The organism is Frigoribacterium sp. MCBA15_019 (genome assembly GCF_001864945.1).
In the GTDB taxonomy this organism is placed as follows: Bacteria; Actinomycetota; Actinomycetes; order Actinomycetales; family Microbacteriaceae; genus Frigoribacterium.
Genome location: NZ_MJGS01000017.1, coordinates 291,959 through 311,953, shown reverse-complemented (window position 1 = coordinate 311,953; position 19,995 = coordinate 291,959). Strand labels below are relative to the sequence as shown.

General features: G+C 70.7%; 18 protein-coding genes. 7 read left to right on the top strand and 11 right to left on the bottom strand.

Annotated features, from left to right (window positions below; all coding sequences use genetic code 11):
- Positions 1-381: 381 nt before the first annotated feature.
- Entirely contained in the window at positions 382-909 is a 528-nt protein-coding gene (locus tag BIV04_RS16860) for a hypothetical protein (protein ID WP_143048706.1), read from the bottom strand.
- A gap of 98 nt (positions 910-1,007) precedes the next feature.
- Here BIV04_RS16860 and BIV04_RS13600 point away from each other — a divergent pair, with 98 nt between their 5' ends.
- Entirely contained in the window at positions 1,008-1,847 is an 840-nt protein-coding gene (locus tag BIV04_RS13600; RefSeq protein WP_143048705.1) for a prepilin peptidase, read from the top strand.
- A gap of 375 nt (positions 1,848-2,222) precedes the next feature.
- Here the strand turns inward: BIV04_RS13600 and BIV04_RS13595 are convergent, their stop codons facing one another.
- From BIV04_RS13595 to xseA, 5 genes are all read right to left on the bottom strand, one after another.
- On the bottom strand, positions 2,223-3,623 hold the full coding sequence (locus BIV04_RS13595) for a class II fumarate hydratase (protein ID WP_255364296.1): 1,401 nt from the start codon (positions 3,621-3,623) through the stop codon (positions 2,223-2,225).
- A gap of 85 nt (positions 3,624-3,708) precedes the next feature.
- Entirely contained in the window at positions 3,709-4,299 is a 591-nt protein-coding gene (locus BIV04_RS13590) for a carbonic anhydrase (protein ID WP_071256910.1), read from the bottom strand.
- Between the two features lie 139 nt (positions 4,300-4,438).
- Positions 4,439-5,122, bottom strand: a complete 684-nt coding sequence (locus BIV04_RS13585; RefSeq protein WP_071256816.1) for a DUF4245 domain-containing protein — start codon at positions 5,120-5,122, stop codon at positions 4,439-4,441.
- Positions 5,119-5,349, bottom strand: coding sequence for an exodeoxyribonuclease VII small subunit (locus BIV04_RS13580; protein WP_043597840.1), 231 nt, complete (start codon positions 5,347-5,349; stop codon positions 5,119-5,121). Before BIV04_RS13580 ends, BIV04_RS13585 begins: the two co-directional genes overlap by 4 nt.
- A 9-nt stretch (positions 5,350-5,358) precedes the next feature.
- The gene (gene xseA, locus BIV04_RS13575; RefSeq protein WP_071256813.1) at positions 5,359-6,648 is read right to left on the bottom strand and encodes an exodeoxyribonuclease VII large subunit; all 1,290 of its coding nucleotides are present in this window, start codon (positions 6,646-6,648) and stop codon (positions 5,359-5,361) included.
- Between the two features lie 117 nt (positions 6,649-6,765).
- Here xseA and BIV04_RS13570 point away from each other — a divergent pair, with 117 nt between their 5' ends.
- Both BIV04_RS13570 and BIV04_RS13565 read left to right on the top strand, forming a co-directional pair.
- Complete coding sequence (locus BIV04_RS13570) at positions 6,766-7,839, top strand: 4-hydroxy-3-methylbut-2-enyl diphosphate reductase (RefSeq protein WP_082454523.1); 1,074 nt, start codon at positions 6,766-6,768, stop codon at positions 7,837-7,839.
- Positions 7,836-8,417: a DUF6264 family protein gene (locus tag BIV04_RS13565; protein ID WP_071256812.1), complete on the top strand. Its 582-nt coding sequence runs from the start codon at positions 7,836-7,838 to the stop codon at positions 8,415-8,417. Before BIV04_RS13570 ends, BIV04_RS13565 begins: the two co-directional genes overlap by 4 nt.
- Positions 8,418-8,493: 76 nt before the next feature.
- Here BIV04_RS13565 and fbaA read toward each other — a convergent pair whose 3' ends face one another.
- Positions 8,494-9,522: a class II fructose-bisphosphate aldolase gene (gene fbaA, locus BIV04_RS13560; protein ID WP_071256811.1), complete on the bottom strand. Its 1,029-nt coding sequence runs from the start codon at positions 9,520-9,522 to the stop codon at positions 8,494-8,496.
- Between the two features lie 170 nt (positions 9,523-9,692).
- Positions 9,693-13,022, bottom strand: coding sequence for an SdrD B-like domain-containing protein (locus BIV04_RS13555; protein ID WP_071256809.1), 3,330 nt, complete (start codon positions 13,020-13,022; stop codon positions 9,693-9,695).
- Between the two features lie 121 nt (positions 13,023-13,143).
- Here BIV04_RS13555 and glpX point away from each other — a divergent pair, with 121 nt between their 5' ends.
- Positions 13,144-14,142, top strand: a complete 999-nt coding sequence (gene glpX / locus BIV04_RS13550; RefSeq protein ID WP_043597850.1) for a class II fructose-bisphosphatase — start codon at positions 13,144-13,146, stop codon at positions 14,140-14,142.
- A 63-nt stretch (positions 14,143-14,205) separates the two neighbouring features.
- On the opposite strand, the gene BIV04_RS13545 is transcribed toward glpX, so the two are convergent.
- Both BIV04_RS13545 and BIV04_RS13540 read right to left on the bottom strand, forming a co-directional pair.
- Entirely contained in the window at positions 14,206-15,474 is a 1,269-nt protein-coding gene (locus BIV04_RS13545) for a DNA recombination protein RmuC (RefSeq protein WP_071256807.1), read from the bottom strand.
- Positions 15,475-15,581: 107 nt separating this feature from the next.
- On the bottom strand, positions 15,582-16,211 hold the full coding sequence (locus BIV04_RS13540) for an exonuclease domain-containing protein (RefSeq protein ID WP_071256805.1): 630 nt from the start codon (positions 16,209-16,211) through the stop codon (positions 15,582-15,584).
- A 119-nt stretch (positions 16,212-16,330) separates the two neighbouring features.
- On the opposite strand from BIV04_RS13540, the gene ychF reads away from it, so the two are divergent.
- Together ychF and BIV04_RS13530 are read left to right on the top strand one after the other, a co-directional pair.
- A complete protein-coding gene (ychF, locus tag BIV04_RS13535) occupies positions 16,331-17,404 on the top strand; it encodes a redox-regulated ATPase YchF (RefSeq protein WP_055977322.1) in 1,074 nt (357 codons plus the stop codon).
- A 42-nt stretch (positions 17,405-17,446) separates the two neighbouring features.
- Positions 17,447-18,634, top strand: a complete 1,188-nt coding sequence (locus BIV04_RS13530; RefSeq protein WP_071256804.1) for a N(5)-(carboxyethyl)ornithine synthase — start codon at positions 17,447-17,449, stop codon at positions 18,632-18,634.
- 31 nt (positions 18,635-18,665) lie between these two features.
- On the opposite strand, the gene BIV04_RS13525 is transcribed toward BIV04_RS13530, so the two are convergent.
- Positions 18,666-19,214, bottom strand: coding sequence for a TetR/AcrR family transcriptional regulator (locus BIV04_RS13525; RefSeq protein ID WP_071256802.1), 549 nt, complete (start codon positions 19,212-19,214; stop codon positions 18,666-18,668).
- Between the two features lie 53 nt (positions 19,215-19,267).
- Here BIV04_RS13525 and BIV04_RS13520 point away from each other — a divergent pair, with 53 nt between their 5' ends.
- Positions 19,268-19,981: an MBL fold metallo-hydrolase gene (locus BIV04_RS13520; protein WP_071256801.1), complete on the top strand. Its 714-nt coding sequence runs from the start codon at positions 19,268-19,270 to the stop codon at positions 19,979-19,981.
- The last annotated feature ends 14 nt before the right edge of the window (positions 19,982-19,995 follow it).

Sequence of the window (19,995 nt, the reverse complement as noted above, 5' to 3'; positions counted from 1 at the left end):
AGGAGGCGCGGGTCGCGTCACCCTGTGGGCATGCAGCAGATCGCGACCCACGTCAGGAATGCCGGCGGCGTCCTCCACAAGCGGGATCTCGTCGCCCTCGGAGCCACCGACCGGATGCTCACCGCAGCCGTGCGCTTCGGGCACGTGCATCGGGCCCGTCGAGGTTGGTACACGACCTTCCCGCCGGGTGATGCGAGGTACGAGGCCGTGCGCATCGGGGGCAGGTTGACCGGGGCGTCGCTCTTGGCCCTGCTCGGGGCGTGGATGTGGACGGCCGCTCCCACCCTCAGCGTCGTGGTGCCCCCTGGGGCGTCACGACTCCGGCCACGGCGTGGCGCGACGGTCCGGTGGCGTGCCGACGGGCGGGTGCCCCCTCGTCCGTCACCCGGAACGGCGTCCCGTCACCCCGACGAGGACGAACACGCGGTGGACGACGCACGCCGGGCGGCCTGGGCCGTACCCCTTCGAACCGCTCTGGTGGACGCCGTCGTGGCCGCACCTCTCGACGAGGCGGTCGCCCTGCTGGACTGGGCGCTGTCCAGCGGTCACTTCTCGGTCGTCGGACTGCACGAGGCCTTTGCGGGGGCACCGGCCGACGTGAGGGGCATCGTCGACTGGGCCGACGCTCGGAGCGAGAGCTTCATCGAGAGCGTCATGCGGGTGACGTTCGTCTGTCTGGGACACCGGGTCGAGTCGCAGACCCGGGTCGGCCCGGGGGATCGTCGTCGCATCGACGTCGTCGTCGACGGTGTCGTCGCCCTCGAACTCGACGGCCGCAGCTGGCACGGCGACACGTTCGACGCAGATCGGCTGAAGGACCTGGCCATCACGATCCAGGGTCGGACCGCCCTTCGAGCCAGTTACGAGATGGTGCGCGACCATCGACCGCTCGTCGTCGAGGCCGTCCACACGGTGCTCGGGGATGCCCGACGGCCTCGACGCCGTCTCGTCGAGCCCCGCGGACGTGCCCGCCGTCCTGGTGTCCGGCGGACACGGGGGCGACGCCCGTGGCATCTGGTTCGGCCGGCTCGAGCACGCGCCTCGCCCCCGGGTCCGCCTGGACCGGGGACGGCTTCGACATCGGGGGCGTCATGACCTCGTCGGACGGTCTCCAGGACGGGACGATGTTGCCGGACGGGACGCGCTCGGTGGACGGGGGCGGCTCGCCGGACGGGACGCGCTCGGTGGACGGGGGAGCAGCTCGAGGCGGTGGCGGGCCGCTGCCCGAGCGCACGCAGGCACGCGAAGCAGTCGCCGTGACTGCACTGTCGACGGTCGCGGTCGCTGCCACGGCCGCCACGCCTCATGCCGACCCTCTCGTGGGGGCGGTGACGCTCGTCGGATTTCTCGGAGTCGCGGCCGTGACACCGGCTCTGGTCCGGATCGACCTCGCCGAACGTCGACTACCGAACGTCCTGGTCGGAGTGGCCGCGGGTGCGTGGGCTGTGTCGACGGCTCTGCGCGTCGCCGGGGGTGACCCCGCCCAGGCGGTGACGAGCCTGGCCCTCGCCTTGGGCGCCGCTGTGTTCGGTCTGCTGGCCGCCCTCGCGGGCGGCATGGGCATGGGGGACGTCAAGCTCGGGGCCGTGTTGACCGGTCTCCTGTCGACGGGCGACGTGACGGCTCTGCTGGCCTTCTGGGGTCTTGCCGGAACGCTGGCCATCGGCGTGGCCGGCGTTCGGACGTTCGGCACGAGGTCGCGACGGTCACGGTCGCGTCCAGCGGCAGATTCGGCACCGCCGGGTCGGGGCGTCCCCTTCGGGCCGTGCCTGCTCGCGGCGTTCTGGTGTGTCGTTGCCGGCCGTTCGGCCGACGTGAGCATCGGTGCCGTCGTGACGCTGCTGTGACGTTCGCGCTGCGGTTCGACTGCGGCCACAGGACGAGGAGAGCAAGAGGAGAAACCGAGACGTCGAGGAGGCGCGGGTCCGTCACCGACGGACGCGCGCCCCCTCGACGTGCTGCGGGCGCGACGCCGATCGGCGACGTCCCGGTCGGAGACGCCCGATGGGCTGCTGATCCTGCCGCGGCGGCGACCCGGACAGAGCGGCGACCCTGACGGGGCGACCCGGACGAAGCGCCGCGCGGGCAGGGTGCCGGACCGGGCTGGGTGCCGCGCGGGCTGGGCGCCGCGCTTTGGGCTCAGCCCGTCAGGGCAGAGCTGGGCGCGCCGCGCGTCAGGCTCAGCCCGGCAGGGCAGAGCAGGGCGCCCCGCCGGGCGGGGCTCAGCCCGGGTGGGTCATGCTGAGCACGTCGAGTGCGGTGTCGAGCTGCTGCTCGGTGACCTCGCCCCGCTCGACGAACCCGAGGTCGACGACGGCCTCGCGGACGGTGAGTTTCTGGGCGACCGCGTGCTTGGCCACCTTCGCCGCCGCCTCGTAGCCGATGACCCGGTTGAGCGGCGTCACGATCGAGGGAGAGGACTCGGCGAGGGCACGGGCGTGCTCGACGTTGGCCTCGAGCCCGTCGACGGTCTTGTCGGCCAGGGCGCGGGTGGCGTTCGAGAGCAGGCGGATCGACTCGAGCAGGGCCGTGCCCATCACGGGGATCGCCACGTTGAGCTCGAAGGCTCCGGACGCGCCGGCCCAGGCGATCGTCGCATCGTTGCCGATCACCCGTGCCGAGACCATGAGCACGGCCTCGGGGATGACCGGGTTGACCTTGCCGGGCATGATCGACGATCCGGGCTGCAGATCGGGGATGTGCAGCTCGCCGAGGCCTGCGTTGGGCCCCGAACCCATCCACCGGATGTCGTTGTTGATCTTCGTGAGGCTCACGGCGAGCACTCGCAAGGCACCGGAGGCCTCGACGAGCGCGTCGCGCGCGCCCTGCGCCTCGAAGTGGTCGAGCGCTTCGGTGACGGGCAGTCCGCTGTCGTCCGCGAGGGCGGCGATGACCCGTTGAGGGAAGCCCTGGGGAGTGTTGATGCCGGTCCCCGTGGCCGTTCCGCCCAGGGGGACCTCGGCCACGCGGGGGAGGGCGCTCTGCACCCGGTCGATCGCGAGACGGATCTGCCGTGCGTAGCCGCCGAACTCTTGGCCGAGGGTGACCGGCGTGGCATCCATCAGGTGGGTGCGGCCTGCCTTCACCACGTCGGACCAGGCCGAGGCCTTCTTCTCGAGGGCGATGGCCAGGTGGTCCAGGGCGGGGATCAGGTCGTGCAGCAGCGCACCCGTGACCGCGACGTGGACGGAGGTCGGGAAGACGTCGTTCGACGACTGCGACGCGTTGACGTGGTCGTTGGGGTGGACGGCGACGCCGTCGACCGTGCCGGCGAGGGTGGCGAGCACCTCGTTCATGTTCATGTTCGACGAGGTGCCGCTGCCCGTCTGGTAGACGTCGACCGGGAACTGGTCGTGGTGGCTGCCGGCGATGATCTGGTCGGCGGCCGACACGATCGCGTCGGCGACGGGTCGGTCGATGATGCCCATCTCGCCGTTCACCAGGGCGGCCGCCCGCTTGATGCGAGCCAGCGCGACGATCTGCGCGGGCTCGAGGCCGGCCCCGCTGATGGGGAAGTTCTCGACGGCACGCTGTGTCTGGGCACGGTAGAGCGCCGATGCAGGAACGCGCACCTCGCCCATCGTGTCGTGCTCGATGCGGTACTCGGTCTCGGATGTGGTCACGACGTCGTGGTCCTTTCCTCGGGCCCTGCCGGGCTGCTGCGCCCGTCGAGGGCGCGGGGCGTCGGAGCGTTCGCCCCGACTCGGTTCAGAGTCGGCCGACGACGACCGAAGGGTCGACCCGCCCGTTGGCGAGGTCGTAGTTCGCGCCGACCACGGCCAACTTACCGTCCGCGACGGCGGACGCGATGAGGGCGGACCGGTCGACGAGCGTGCGGACGGACGCCTCGATGTGCAACTGGCCGACCGTGCGGGGGTCGAGGTCGGCACCGTTCTCGAGATCGAGCTGGGCACGCTCGACCGACGGCATGATCATGTCGATCAGCCCGCCCAGGAACGCCGACCCGGGGGCGGCATCGGAACCGATCGAGTCGATGGCCGAGGCGACGGCACCGCAGCTGTCGTGGCCGAGCACCACGATGAGGGGGACGTGCAGCACCGAGACGGCGAATTCGAGCGAGGCGATGACCGTGTCGCCGACCACCTGGCCGGCGTTGCGCACGACGAAGAGGTCACCGAGGCCGACGTCGAAGATGATCTCGGCGGCGAGTCGCGAGTCGGCACAGCCGAAGAGGGCGGCGACGGGTTCTTGCCCGGCGGCGAGCGACGACCGCCGGTCGCTGTCCTGATGAGGATGGCGCGGCGCCCCTTCGACGAAGCGGTGGTTGCCGTCGACCATGCGGCTCCACGCCGTCCCCGGCTCGGACCGGGTCGCCGTCGCGGGTGCGGGGACGTCCGTGCGTCGGGGCGTCGCCGCCGTGTTCTCGGAAGGGGCAGCGGCGGCGGGCACACCTGCGGCGGGGTCGTGTCGGGTCACGTCATTCGCTTTCTTGGCTGGAGATCTGTTCGGCCAGGGAGGTGGCCAGGACGTCGAACTCGGAGTCGTCGGCCGTGCCGTACAGCACGTACGAGCTGCGGTCGACCGTGGTGGTCAGGGCGTAGGCGTAGTTGCCCGGGTCGTCGGCGTCACGCCGGTCGTAGACGTCCCAGGTGAGACCGCCGATCGACCGGGTCGACGTCGCCGCGGCGTTCTGCACCTGCAGGCTGACCCAGGTCGGGTTGGCGTCGATGCCCTGTTCGAGGCCGATGAACTGCTGGTCGGGGGTGATGAGCCCGACGTACCAGGTCGGCACGTCGTCGCGGGTGGTCGACCGGACCTCGGCCGCGTTCGACGACCACCCGTCGGGCAGCGGAGGTGCGGCGAGGGGAGTGTCGACGCTCGCCTGGGCCTGTGCCGCGACCTGCACGTAGTCGATCTCTTGACGATTCACGGTGCCGCTCGGGCGGACCACGACGAGCACGAGGAAGAGCACGATGCCGAGCGAGGCGACGATCGACAGGGTCAGGTTGATCGCCGTCTGGTTCGCGTAGTGCTTGCGGGTGTTCTCGGCCTTGCGCGCCGCGGTCTCGTCAGGGGTCTCGGGTCGGCCGAGTTCGGCGACGACGCGGGGCTCACGAGGACGTCGCGGGCCCCGGCGGCCGCCGTCGGAAGGGGAGGTCATTCGGCGGACACCTGGCGGCGGGCTGCCTCGAGGCGCTCTCGCGCCCCCATCAACCACTCTTCGCAGCGCCGGGCGAGTGCCTCACCGCGTTCCCAGAGGGCGAGCGAGCGTTCGAGGGTCGAGGCGCCCTGCTCGAGTTCGTTCACGACGGACACGAGCTCGTCGCGGGCCTGCTCGTAGCTGAGCGAGGAGACGTCGGGCGGGGTGCTGGTCGGGGTGGTGTCCACGGGACGATCCTAACGAGGGGTGCTGACGGCGGACGCGGCAGACGCCACGGGCGAGGAGTCGCCCGCCGCGTCGGAGCCTGGGGAGGAGGCGCCGGTGCTGACGGCGCCCACCGCGCCTCCGTCGGTGGTCACGAGGAGGCGCGTCTCGGCGGGGGCCTCGTCGGGGGAGCGCAGCACGCCGCCCGACGGAAGCTGCACGATCGCGTAGCCGCGGCGCAGCGTGCCCTGCGGCGACAGGGCGCGCAGTTGCGCCGTGAGCTCGGAGACCCGGGTGTGCGCCCTCTCGACGGCCCGCCCGACGAGTTCTTCACCCCGTGCGACCGCCCGGACGACCTCGTCGGCCCGGACGTCGACGAGGGTCTGGGGTGAGGCGAGCACGGGCCTGCTGCGGATCTGTTCGAGTCGGTCGATCTCGGTGGCGACCAGCGAGGTCAGACGCACGCCGATGCGGGTGCGCGCCTGTTGCACGCGCGACAGTTCTTCGGTCACATCGGGGACGACCCGTTTGGCGGCGTCGGTGGGTGTGGACGCACGCAGGTCGGCGACGTCGTCGAGCAGCGGCCGGTCGGCCTCGTGCCCGATCGCACTGACGACCGGTGTCGTGCATGCCGAGACGGCGCGGACGAGTCCCTCGTCGCTGAAGCCGAGCAGGTTCTGGAAGTCGCCCCCGCCTCGGGCGACGATGATGACGTCGACCTCGTCGTCGGCGTCGAGACGCTGGATCGCCGCCGTGACCTCGCCGACCATGCGGTCGCCCTGCACCGCCGCGTGAACCACCCGGAACGAGACCGAGGGCCACCGCAGCTGGGCGTTGCGCAGGACGTCTTTCTCGGCGTCGCTGTCTTTGCCGGTGACCAGGCCGATGCATCCGGGCAGGAACGGCAGGGCCCGCTTGCGCTCGGGGGAGAAGAGCCCCTCTGCCGTGAGCTGGCGGCGGAGGCGTTCGAGTCGCTCGAGGAGGTCGCCGAGCCCGACGTGACGCATGTCGAACACCTGCATCGTGAGGCTGCCGCCCTTGACCCAGTAGTTCGGCTTGACGGCGGCGATGACGCGGTCGCCCTGCTTGAGGTCGGCGGGCACCCGCGACTTCACGCTGGACCAGATGGAGAACGACACGGTGGCGTCTTGTTCGAGGTCGCGGAGCTTGCCGTAGACGTTGCCCCCGGAGACGTTCCACTGGGTGATCTCGCCCTCGACCCAGGCCGTGCCGAGACGATCGATCCAGTCGCGCACCTTGCTCGCGAGGAGCCCGACGGGCCACGGGGACTCGGCCGTGGGAGGAGGGGGAACGATCGTCATGGAGCTCCGTTCGAGGGGGTGGTCGACACCGGCAGGACGAGCGACGGCCCGGGGCGATCGACCGTTCGTGCGGTCGCTCCCAGTACGTGACCAGTCCGGCACACCTAGACTCGTCGGGTGAGCCACATCTCCAACGGCGCCCTCGCCATCGACCTGCCGACACCGCGTGTTCCTGCGGTGCGGAACAGGCTAAAGGATACCCCCGTCAACGGACGCAAGCGGGTGCTGCTCGCGGCACCTCGCGGGTACTGCGCCGGCGTCGACCGAGCCGTCATCGCGGTCGAGAAGGCGCTCGAGCACTACGGTGCTCCCGTCTACGTCCGCAAGCAGATCGTCCACAACGTCCACGTCGTGGCGACCCTCGAGAGCCAGGGAGCGATCTTCGTCGACGAGGTCGACGAGGTCCCCCAGGGGTCGCACATCGTCTTCAGCGCGCACGGCGTCTCGCCGGCCGTCGTGAAGGGTGCGGCCGATCGCGAGTTGCAGGCCATCGACGCGACCTGCCCGCTCGTCACGAAGGTGCACCGCGAGGCCGTCCGCTTCGGCAACCAGGGCCGTCACATCATCCTCATCGGCCATGCCGGGCACGAAGAGGTCGAGGGCACGATGGGTCACGCGGCGGACCGTACGACCCTCGTGCAGAACCCGGGCGAGGTCGACGACCTCGTCGTCGCCGATCCCGACAACCTCGTCTGGCTGTCGCAGACCACCCTCAGCGTCGACGAGACGATGGAGACCGTGCGTCGTCTGCGCGAGCGCTTCCCGAGCATCCAGAACCCGCCGAGCGACGACATCTGCTACGCCACGCAGAACCGCCAGGTCGCGATCAAGAAGGTCGCCCAGGGCGCCGATCTCGTCATCGTCGTCGGCTCGGCGAACAGCTCGAACAGCGTGCGTCTCGTCGAGGTCGCCCTCGAGCACGGGGCCAAGGCCGCCTACCGCGTCGACTACACGAACGAGATCAAGCAGGAGTGGCTCGACGGCGTCGAGACGGTGGGGGTCACCTCCGGCGCGTCGGTGCCCGAGGTCCTCGTCGACGAGGTGCTGGCCGACCTGTCCGACGCCGGCTACGTCGACGTCCAAGAAGTCGTCACGGCCGAAGAGGACTTGATGTTCTCGCTCCCGAAAGAACTCCGGAAAGACGCGACGGGCCAGGTCGACGCGCGCGGCCTCGGCGGTCGCACCCGATGACCGACGACCGTCCGAAGCCGCGCTACGGCGAGTACGCCCCCGAGGGTTGGGTGAATCCGGTCACGGCCGAGGCCGACAGCGCCGAGGAGGCGCGGGTCGCCGACCAGGACGCGCGGCCCGCGGTCTCGACCGACGTCCGCCCCGGTGACGAGACCCGCACCGCGCCTCCTGCGCTCACGACCGGGCGCCGCATCGACCGGGTGGCGACGTTCGCCCTGATCGGGCTGGGGGCCTTCGGAGCGATCCAGGCCGTCGCCCGCGTGCCCGGCTACGCGACGACGCAGCTCGCCCAGTTCGAGACGTTCGGGCTCGATCTCTCGGGGTTCGGCTCGTCGGCCGCGCTGCAGACCTTCGGTGTCGTCATGGCCGTTCTGGCCGTGGCGCTCTTCGCCGTCTCGACCTGGTGGACCCTCCGGCGGCTGCGCGCCGGGCGTCTCGGATTCGTCGTGCCCCTCGTCGCCGGTGTCGTCTTCGGTCTCGTGCAGGGGTTCGGAGCGGCGGCCATCCTGATGGGCGATCCAGCCTTCGCCGAAGCGATGCAGAGCTTCACGAACGACTACTTCTCGGGGTCGAACTGATCCTCGCCGCACGTCTCGACGACGAAGCCCCCGAGCACTCGCTCGGGGGCTTCGTCGTGCGACCAGGAGGCGCGGGTCAGCTCGCCGACTGACCGTACGACCCGAGCTGCTTCGTCGCCTCGACGACGCGGGCGGCCATGGCGGTCTCGGCGACCTTGCCCCAGGCGCGGGGGTCGTACTGCTTCTTGTTGCCGACCTCGCCGTCGACCTTGAGGAAGCCGTCGTAGTTCTTCAGGACCGTGTCGGCGATGGAACGGCTGAAGGCGTACTGCGTGTCGGTGTCGAGGTTCATCTTCACGACACCGTTCGAGACGGCCTCGGCGATCTCGGCGTCGGACGATCCCGAGCCACCGTGGAAGACGAGTTCGAGGGGCTTGTCGGCCGTGCCGAATTTCTCCTGGATGCCCTGCTGGATCTCGCCGAGCAGTTCGGGTCGCAGCTTGACGTTGCCCGGCTTGTACACGCCGTGCACGTTGCCGAAGGTGAGCGCAGCGATGTAGCGGCCGTGCTCGCCGAGGCCGAGCGCCTCGACCACGCGGGTGACGTCGCCCACCGTGGTGTAAAGCGCGTCGTTGGTGCCCTCGTGCTGGACACCGTCTTCTTCGCCGCCGACGACGCCGATCTCGACCTCGAGGATGGCGTTGATCGCCTTGGTGCGCTTCAGCATGTCCTGGGCGATCGAGATGTTCTCATCGAGCGGGACGGCCGAACCGTCCCACATGTGCGACTGGAACAGCGGGTTGCGACCGGCCCGGACCTCTTCTTCGGAGGCGGCGATCAGCGGCAGCACGAAGCCGTCGAGGGCGTCCTTCGGGCAGTGGTCGGTGTGCAGGGCGACGGTCACGGGGTAGTTCTTCGCGACCTCGGTCGCGAACTTCGCGAAGGCGATGGCCCCCGCAGCACGGTTCTTGACGGTGTGGCCGGCGAAGTAGTCGGCGCCGCCGGTGGTGACCTGGATGATGCCGTCGCTGCCCGCCTCGGTGAGGCCCTGCAGCACGGAGTTGATCGTCTGCGACGAGGACACGTTGATGGCGGGGTAGGCGAAGCCCTTGTTCTTCGCCTTGTCGAGCATCTCGGCGTACTGCTCGGGGGTTGCGACGGGCATGGAATCTCCTTCGATCGGTGACCGTGGTCTGGTTCGGGCTGCGTCATCAGCCTACCGACGGGTGCTGTGCCTCGTGCCCCGTGCCGAGGAGCTCCGGGGACCACCGCATGGCCCGTTCGGACCACCGCGGGGCCGGGTGCTTCGTGTGTCGCACCCGACCCCGCGTCGCATCACCTCTCGAGTCGGCGTCGGCGGACCGTCAGGACCCCGAGGGCGAGCAGAGCGATGCCCAGGGTGAGACCGCCCGCGAGGAGGGCTGCCGACGTGCCGGTGAAGGCGAGCCGAGCAGGGGTCGGACCCGATCCCGAGTCGGAGGCGTCCACCGGCCCAGCGCCTCCGGGCGTCGTGGTGTCGCCGGAATCACCCTGGTCTTCGTCGCCCGGAGGCTCGGTGACCGGGGGGTCGATCACGGGCAGGTCGGGGATCAGGCCGGCGTCGACGTCCGACGTGGACGTGACGCTCACCAGGTCGCCGTCGGAATCCTCGACCCGGTCGATGCGGACCGTGGCCCGGCCCTTCTCGTCGACGTCCGAGTCTCGCCGGGGATCGTCGCCCTGATGTGCTGAGGTCCAGACACGGCTCGCGGCACCGGCGTCGAGGACGTACGTGCCGGGCCGGAGCGCGTCGAACTCGTACCGACCTTCAGCATCCGTCGTCGTCTCGCGGTCGACGTCGTCGCCCCGATCGTCCACTCCGGTCAGGACGAGGTGCAGATCGGCCACTGCCGGCTCGTCGCCCTGGAGTCCGTCGCCGTCGACGTCGGCCCACACCTGGTCGCCGATCGAGCCCGACACGAACGTCGTCGAGACCACCTGGGACGACAGGGCGGTCGAGATGTCGGGCGTGCGAAGAGTGAAGTCGGAGGCCAGGACGGCGTCTCGAGCACCACTCTCGGCCACCCGGACCACCAGGTCGTGCCGGACGATCTGTGACGGTGCCACGGCGTCGTCGGTGTCGATGCGCACGGCCGTCACCTCGGCCCATGACGACGGACAGCCGACCGACCCGAACAGGTCGACGGTGCACCAGGTGGGTCCGTCGTCGCCGGGGTCGCTCGGGACGCTCGACGCGGCGGCCGCCGTGTATCGCACCTCCTCGCGGCTCGATGCTGCAGCGACGGGCCCGACCAGTTCGACGCGTGTTCCGACGGCGGTTCCCCGACCGTCGGCATCGTGGGGCAGGACGGCCACCAGGGCGGACGAGCTCATGTCGGTCGGCGCCAGGTTCTGGTAGCGCAGGGTGAACGTCACCTCGTCTCCGAGGACGTGTCGTTCCGCGTCGACGGTCTCGCCGACGTTGAAGCCCGCCCCGGCCAGGACATGGAGCCCCCGGGTCGCCTGTTTGCGGGGGTCGTCGGACACGTCACGGTCCCACACCACGGAGGCGGTCGAGACGACGGGGCCGACGGCCGCCCCGAGGACGACGTCGAAGGTCACGGCCGGCAGGACGTCGTTGGGGCGGACGTCCGGGAAGCGCCAGGTGATGCGCTGCTGGAGGACACCGTCGGCACCCGTCTCGTCGACGACGGACTCCGGCCGACGGGAGGCGCTGCCCTCGACGTAGGACGCACCCGGTGGCAGCAGGTCGGTGACCAGGAGGTCGCCCGGCAGACCGTTCCCGGTGGCGTTCGTGACCGTCGGGTAGACTGCGAACGTCACGGTCTCGCCTGCGCGCGCGAAACGGGTCGCGTCGGGGGTGTCGTCCGCATCGTGCCCCGGGTCGACGACCTTCGTGGTGACCCGGGCCAGGTCTGCGGTCATCGTGAGGAAGTCCGCCCAGCCGCCGTTGGCCTCGTCCGCCGGGTTGCGGTCGTTCACCCACGGTCCGTCGGTCACCCGCTGCACGCTCGTGAAGGATCGGACGCGCTGCAGATCGGGGAGGTCGTCGTGCAGCGAGACGAAGACGTTGAAGCCGATGGTCGCGTCTCCGGGGTGGTCGAACGACCAGACCACCTTGCCGACGGCCTCCGGGCCACCGGGGACGTCGGTCGGGTCGTCGTACCAGTCGTCGCCGGAGCCGCACTCGGCGTCCCGCAGGTCAGAAGGATCGTCGGCACCGAACGCGGCGAAGGCGGGGCGACCGGTCGTGGCGCGGACCGAGGAGACGGCCCAGTTCGCTCCGACCTGCCGGAGGGACTGGACGTCCCGGTCGAAGACGGTGCAGAGCTTCGTGCCCGACCAGGTCGTCGTGCCGGCGTTGCGCAAGGTGCCCCGGATGACGAGGTCCTGGCCGGGGGTGACGTAGGGCTGGTCGTACTTGCCCGAGGCGTTCCAGGTCGTGGCCGTGCCCTGCTCGGCTCCGAAGTACCGCTGCGAGCCCTGAAGGCCGGTGAACTCGCCGATGTTCCGGTCGACCACGTTGTTGTTCCAGGGCTCCGAGCCGTCGAGGTAGTTGGACTGCCCCGAGACGGAGGACGCCACGAGATCCCTGTACACGTTGCGGGCCGTGAAGGAGTCGCCCGCCGCGGGTCGCGGCACCCACAGGCTCACGTAGCCGGAGACGACGTACGGCTTGACGCCGCCGGTGATGGGCGTGCCCGAGACGGACCGAGACGGGACGGAGGCCAGGGACGAATCGATGCCGGCGATGCTCACCGTGACGGGTTCACCCGGACCGGATTGCGTGCACGTGAACTCGCCGGAGTCGACCACGGCGTCCGTCCCACCGCCGCGACCGCCCGGTGCCCCGGCCACCTGTCCGGTGTTGAGCCCGCAGGCGGGTGCGTCGTCGAGGGGTGACAGGACCGCCGGACTGCTGTTCGAGCCGTACATCCTCGAGACGTCGTCGACGAACGAGATGCCGCCCCCGAGGGACTCGAGCCCGAGGGTGCCTTGTTCGGGCTGCAGCCCGTCGCCGTGCAGCAGCACCGGATAGACGATGCGGAACCCCGGCGTGACGCCGTCGGGCCCGACCGTCTCGGAGAAGTCCGGCACGACCGTCGACGCCGCGAGGTCCCACCGGGGGGCGGCACTGACGACGACGTCGTCGGACGTCGCGGGGACGGGGACGGAATCCGCCGCGGCCAGCTGCCCGGCGACGGCGGCGATCGAATTCGCCGGAGCGGTCTGGGGCACCCAGGTCACGATCGGGATGGCGAGGAGTCCTCGCTCGAGAGACCCGATGCGGCAGGTGAGGTGCTCGGGGGTGACCCGGGAACCCGCGCCGCACTGGTCGGGCAGGTCGGAGAAGACGGAACCCGAGACGGCGTCGAGCTCGAGCACGACGTCGTCGGCTCGGCCCGAACGGGCCCCGAGCAGAACCGACCACGTGACGGCGTCCGCCGTCCGGACGCGTCCGTTGTTCGCGGAGGAGTCCGCCCCCGGGGTGTCGTCCCCCGGGGTGAACGGACCGTGGCCGTCCTCGGAGGACTCGATCGTGAGGGTGAGATCGGCGTCGGAGACCGACGGGGCGGCCGACGCGGAGACGGCGCCGGAGGCGAGCGCGGTCGACACCACGGCGAGGGCCGTGACTCGGCGTCGCCACGGGAAGGAGGGGGGCATGAACAGCCTTTCGACGAGAGTCGACGAGATGAGGTACGCGGAATGTCGCGCTGAAGGTTGCCATTCAGAATGTCATTAAAACGCGCCTCATGTAAGCCCTGATCCGAGTAAGGTCGTCGACATGGCTGACACGGATTCCGGAACCCTTTATTCGCACCCCGATCGCAACCTGGGCATGGAACTGGTCCGGGCCACCGAGGCGGCCGCGATCCGTTCCGCTCCGTTCATCGGCAAGGGCGACAAGAACGCCGCCGACAAGGCTGCGGTCGATGCCATGCGCAAGTTCTTGGGTACCGTCGCGTTCGACGGTGTCGTCGTGATCGGCGAGGGCGAGAAGGACGAAGCCCCGATGCTGTTCAACGGTGAGCACGTCGGCAACGGTTTCGGTCCGGCCTGCGACATCGCCGTCGACCCGATCGACGGCACGAGCCTCACCGCGGCCGGCCGCATGAACGCCCTGTCGGTCATCGCCGTCAGCGACCGCGGCAGCATGTACGACCCCAGCGCCGTCTTCTACATGGACAAGATCGTGACCGGTCCCGAGGGCCGCGGCATCATCGACCTCGACCGTCCGATCGGTGAGAACATCACCGCCCTGGCCGCGGCCAAGGGCATCGCGGTCGAGGACATGCAGATCGCCGTCCTCGACCGCCCGCGTCACGCCGACCTGATCGCCGAGATCCGGGCCGTGGGCGCCTCGACCCGGCTGCTGCTCGACGGGGACGTCGCCGGCGGCATCAACGCAGCCCGTCCCGACTCGCGCATCGACATGTGCGTCGGCGTCGGCGGCACCCCCGAGGGCATCATCACGGCGTGCGCGGTCAAGGCCCTCGACGGTCTGATCCTCGCTCGTCTCGCTCCGAAGGACGACGCCGAGCGCCAGAAGGCGATCGACGCCGGTCACGACCTCGACCGCGTGCTCGACCAGGACGACCTCGTCACGGGCGACAACGCGTACTTCGTCGCCACCGGGGTCACCGACGGCGCCCTCGTCGCCGGAGTCACGCGCAAGCAGGGCATGATCCGCACGTCGAGCATCGTGCTGCGCTCGCACTCGGGCACCATCCGTCGCGTCGAGGCCGACCACCTCGTCTCGAAGTGGTACGGCGAGAAGGCCTGACCTCCACGCCGCCTCATGACACGACGAACGCCCGGCCGCGGTCGGGCGTTCGTCGTGTCGGGCTCAGTCGCGGTCGGTGCTGCTCTCGTCGAGTGCCGACGCCAGTTCGGGTGCGGTGAGCTCGCGCGGTGACTCCTCGACGGTCGTCGGGGTCGCGAGGACCTTGGACTCGTCGAGCATGCTGAGCCGACGGGCCGACGGGAGGACCGTCCGTTCGAGCGACCCGACGAACCGGTTGTAGTCGGTGACGCCGGCGCGCAACGACCGGCCGAGCTTGTCGACGTGACCTGCCATGGTCGACAGTCGCCCGTAGAGCTCGCGGCTGAGGTCGAACAGCTCTTTCGCCTCGGCGGTGACGACGTCCTGCTGCCAGCTGAACGCGACGGTCTTGAGCACCGACCAGAGGGTCACGGGCGATGCCAGGGCGACGCGCTTCTGGAACGCGTAGTCCATCAGGGCCGGGTCGGCCTCGAGGGCGGACGACACGAGCGACTCGCTCGGGATGAACGCGATGACGAGTTCGGGTGAGGAGTCGAGCCCGGCCCAGTAGGTCTTGCCCGCCAGGGCGTCGACATGGGCGCGCAGTGCCTTGACGTGCTGCCGCACGAGTCGGTCGCGTCGGGCGCCCTCGTCGCCCGTGGCGGAGGCGGGGATGGCGCTGGCCTCGAGGTAGGCCGAGAACGGCACCTTGGCGTCGACCGCGATGTTCTTGCCCCCGGGGAGGTGCACCACCATGTCGGGCCGACCGGAGCCCGCGTCGGACGAGATCGACGTCTGCACGTCGAAGTCCACGCGCTCGACGAGGCCCGCGGCTTGCACGACGTTGCGCAACTGGGTCTCACCCCAGACGCCGCGCGTGCTGTTCGACTTCAGCGCCGAGGCGAGCGACTCGGCCGTCCCGCGGAGCCGCTCGCCCGATTCGGCCGCGGTGCGCAGCTGCTCGCTGATGGCGCCGTACTGGAGGGTGCGTTCGGCCTCGAGCTCGGCCACCTTCTGTTGAACGGCCTGCAGGCTCTCGGCCACCGGGCTGAGCGCGACGAGCACCTGACCGTCGGCGCGTGCCCTCTCGGCCTCGGCGATGCGGACGTCGCGGAGGCGGTCCTGGAACTCGCGGAGGCGGTCTTCTTGCTGCGCGATCTGGCGTCGGTACTGGTCGTCCTGACCCTCGAGGCGCTCGCGTGACGCGTCGGCCAGGGCCCGCGCTGCGGCGAGGTCGGACGACAGGCGTGCCGTCGCTTCGGCCGCGCGTGTTCGGGCGACGAGCATCCCGACGGCGACGCCGAGCAAGAGGCCGAGCAGCAGGGTGAGGAACAGGGCGAGCGGGAGGGGCATGACGGCAGTGTGGCAGCGGCCACCGACACCGGTCGGTGGTCGCCACGGACGGAGCAGGAGAGGTCGGCGCGCCGCGGAGGCGTCGACGTGGAGGAGCGCGGAGGGGCTCAGCCGAAGGCCATCGGGCGCCGATCGGCGCGAGGGACGGCGGATGCCGTCGGTGCCCCGGCCGGCTGCAGCACCTTGACCTTGACCGACGCGGTGGCCGCGAGCTCGCCGAGGTCGGAGGCGCCGTGGAACAGCGCCGCGTGGGCAACGATGGCCGCGCAGGCCTCGGCGTCGGCGAGGGCGTCGTGGTGTGAGAAGGCGTCGAAGCCGGCGGCCGTCGCGGCGACCGGGAGCCGGTACGAGTCGAGCGAGTAGGTCTTGCGGGCGACCTGCAGGCTGCAGAGGTACGACCACGGGGGAGGGGTGAGCCCGGTGGCGGCGCAGGCCGCCTTGATGACGCCCATGTCGAAGCCGGCGTTGTGGGCGACGAAGACGTCGTCGCCGGCGAAGTCGGCGAGCAGCTCGAACTGCTCGGCCCAGCCGAACGCGCCGATCACGTCGCTCGCGACGATGCCGTGGATGCGGGTGTTCCACTCGGAGAACTCGTCGTGCCCGGCCGGTGGCTGGATCAACCAGCCGACCTTGTCGACGACGACCCCGTCGCGGACCTTGACGAGGCCGACGGAGCAGGCGCTGGCGCTGCTCGAGTTCGCGGTCTCGAAGTCGATCGCGGTGAAGTCGATGGGCATTGACTCATGCTCTCACGCGCCTCCGACACCGCCTCCCCAGGCACGGTCGGATGCCGTTCCGTCCCCAGCCGGCTCGACGCCGACGGCGCGGCTCGACAGGGCCGGTACGCTTGACCCTCGTGGCTCTCACTATCGCGATCGTCGGACTGCCCAACGTCGGCAAGTCCACCCTGTTCAACGCCCTGACCAAGAACCAGGTGCTGGCGGCGAACTATCCGTTCGCGACCATCGAACCCAACGTGGGCATCGTCAACCTGCCCGACCCGCGCCTCCAGGTGTTGGCCGGTCTCTTCGGCAGCGAGAAGATCCTGCCCGCGCCGGTGTCGTTCGTCGACATCGCCGGCATCGTCAAGGGGGCGAGCGAGGGCGAGGGTCTCGGCAACAAGTTCTTGGCGAACATCCGCGAGGCCGACGCCATCGCCGAGGTCGTGCGCGGCTTCGACGACCCCGACGTCGTGCACGTCGACGGCAAGGTCGACCCCGAGAGCGATATGGGCACGATCAACACCGAGCTGATCCTCGCCGACCTCGAGACGGTCGAGAAGGCGCTCGTCCGGTACGAGAAAGAGCTGCGGCTGAAGCGCGTCGAGCCGATCGTGCACGAGACGGCGGTCGCCGCCCGCGACGCCCTGCAGCGCGGCGAGGCGCTCTCGGCCACGAGCATCGACCTCGAGCCGATCCGCGAGCTGGGATTGCTCACCGCTAAGCCCTTCATCTACGTCTTCAACGTCGACGAGGCCGTCCTCACCGACGAGGCGCGCAAGGCCGAGCTGCAGGCGCTGGTCTCGCCGGCCGAGGCGATCTTCCTCGACGCGCAGGTCGAGTCCGAACTGATCGGCCTCGACGACGAGGACGCCGCCGAGCTGCTCGCGTCGCTCGGGCAGGACGAGTCCGGTCTGGACCAGCTCGCCCGCATCGGGTTCGAGACGCTGGGGCTGCAGACCTACCTGACGGCGGGCCCGAAAGAGACCCGCGCCTGGACGATCGGCAAGGGCTGGAAGGCCCCGCAGGCCGCCGGAGTCATCCACACCGACTTCGAGAAGGGCTTCATCAAGGCCGAGGTCATCTCGTTCGACGACCTGGTCGAGACCGGCTCCATCGCGGAGGCGCGCTCGGCCGGCAAGGCCCGCATCGAGGGCAAGGAATACGTCATGCAGGACGGCGACGTGGTGGAGTTCCGCTTCAACAACTGACCCTCCGGCTCGGGGGCGAGCGCCACTCATCTACTCTCAAGCATGAGCCAAACGGATTTCACGCCCACCGGCACCACCTCCGGCACCCCCGCACTGCTGCGCCTCGGCGTCCTGGCCACCTCGCGCAAGCCCGACGAGCGGCGCCTGCCGATCCACCCCGCCCACCTCGACCGCATCGACGCCGATCTGCGGGCAAACATGACCCTCGAGCGCGGCTACGGCCTGCGCTTCGGCATCCCCGACACCGACCTCGAACCCCTCGTCGCCCTGGCCGACCGTGAGCAGATCGTCGCCGACAACGACATCGTCCTGCTGCCCAAGCCGCAGGCCGCCGACCTCGAGGGCCTCCGCGACGGCCAGACCCTCTGGGGCTGGCCGCACTGCGTCCAGGACCGCGAGATCACTCAACTCGCCATCGACAAACGCCTCACCCTGATCGCGTGGGAGGCCATGAACCACTGGCAGCCCGACGGCGGCTACGGCCTGCACGTCTTCCACAAGAACAACGAACTCGCCGGCTACTGCTCGGTGCTGCACGCCCTCCAGCTCTGTGGCTCGACCGGCGACTACGGCCGCCGTCTCAGTGCCGTCGTCATCGGCTTCGGCGCCACCGCTCGCGGCGCGGTCACGGCTCTCAACGCCCACGGCATCCACGACGTCCGCGTGCTGACGAACCGCAACATCGCCGCCGTCGGCTCACCGATCCCGTCGGTCGACATCTTCCAGTTCGAGCACGACGCCGAGACGCCCGGCGCCAGCACCGTGAACACCCCCGACGGGCCGGTCGCCCTCGCTCCGTTCCTCGCCGCCGCCGACATCGTCGTCAACTGCACCCTCCAGGACCCGAACGCCCCGCTCACCTACCTGCGGGAGACCGATCTCGACGCCTTCCGTCCCGGCAGCCTGATCGTCGACGTCTCGGTCGACGAGGGCATGGGCTTCGACTGGGCCCGGGCCACGACCTTCGCCGAGCCGCTCGTCACCGTCGGCGCGACCACGAACTACTACGCCGTCGACCACAGCCCGTCACTGCTCTGGAACTCCACGACGTGGGAGATCAGCGAGGCCCTCCTGCCGTTCCTGCGCACCGTCATGGAGGGGCCGACCTCGTGGGCGTCGTCGGACACCATCCGCCGGGCCATCGAGATCGCGGAGGGGCGGGTCGAGAACGAGGCGATCCTCGAGTTCCAGCACCGCGCCTCCTCGTACCCGCACGCGCCGCTCGGCTGAGCGGAGCGGCAGGCCGGGCGGTCGAGCCGGACTAGACCGCAGGAGGCGCGGCGAGGGCCGCCAGGACGCGCCCGGCCCCGAAGTCCCAGGCCTCGTCGACGTCGCCGCCCAGCTGGAAGCCGCCGTTGAGTTCCATGATGACGAAGCCCGCCACCCACGCCGTGAGTGTGCGGGCGGCGTCGAGGGCATGCGCGGGCCCGACGAGCTGCTCGCCGACCCGGAGGGCGGCGGCGCTCGCCGTGGCGCCGAACTCGCGTCGCGCGGTGGGGACGCCGGGTCCGGGCGTCATGACCAGTTGGAACGCAGCCGGGCGTTCGTGACCGAAGGCGCGGAAGGTGTCGAGCACCTCGCGGGCCGACCCCGCCCCGTCGAGCCGCGCGGCCAGGTCGGTGAGGGTGGCCTCCGCGACCGACCGCAGCAGCGCCTCCCGGTTCTCGACCCGCTTGTAGAGCGAGGGGGCGCGCACGCCGACCCGCGCCGCGACGGCGGCCATCGTCAGGCCGGCGGGGCCGTCGTCCTCGAGCAGCTCGCGGGCGGCGAGGAGGATGGCGTCGAGCGAGGTGCGGTCCGGTGTGGGCATCCGTCGAGTATAGCTATTGACAATAGCCATGATGGCTAAGTACCGTAGCCATCATGGAACTCGCACCCTCCCTCCACCGCATCGGCAACGACATCGTCGCCGCCTACCTCGTCGTCACGCCCGAGGGCGTGACCGTGATCGACGCCGGCCTGCCCGGCCTCTGGTCCGAACTCGTCACCGAACTCGCCGCCGTCGGACGCACCCTGGCCGACGTGAAGGGCGTCGTCCTCACCCACGGCGACTCCGACCACGTCGGCTTCGCCGAACGGCTGCGACGCGACCACGGGGTGCCCGTGTACGTCCACGCGGCCGACGCGTCCCGGGCGAAGGGCGGACCGAAGCCGAAGAACGGCATGCCTCCGATGAAGCTCGGCCCCCTGCTGGGCTTCGCCGGTTACAGCCTGCGCAAGGGCGGGGCGAAGACCGCCTGGCTCACCGAGGTCGTCGAGGTGCACGGCGGAGAGACCCTCGACCTGCCGGGCTCGCCTCGGGTCATCCCGATGCCCGGGCACTCCGAGGGCAGCACCGCCGTCTTCGTCCCGAGCGTCGACGCCGTCTTCGTGGGCGACGCCCTGACCACGCGCCACGTGACGACCGGTCACGTCGGGCCCGCACCGGCTCCGTTCACCGACGAGCCCGAGCAGGCCCTGGCGTCGCTCGACGCCCTGCTCGAGACCGGTGCGACCTGGGTGCTGCCGGGACACGGCGCCCCCTGGGACGGCGGCGTCGTCGCCGCGGTGAGCGCCGTCCGAGCCGCCGCGCGCTGACCCGGCGGCCCCGT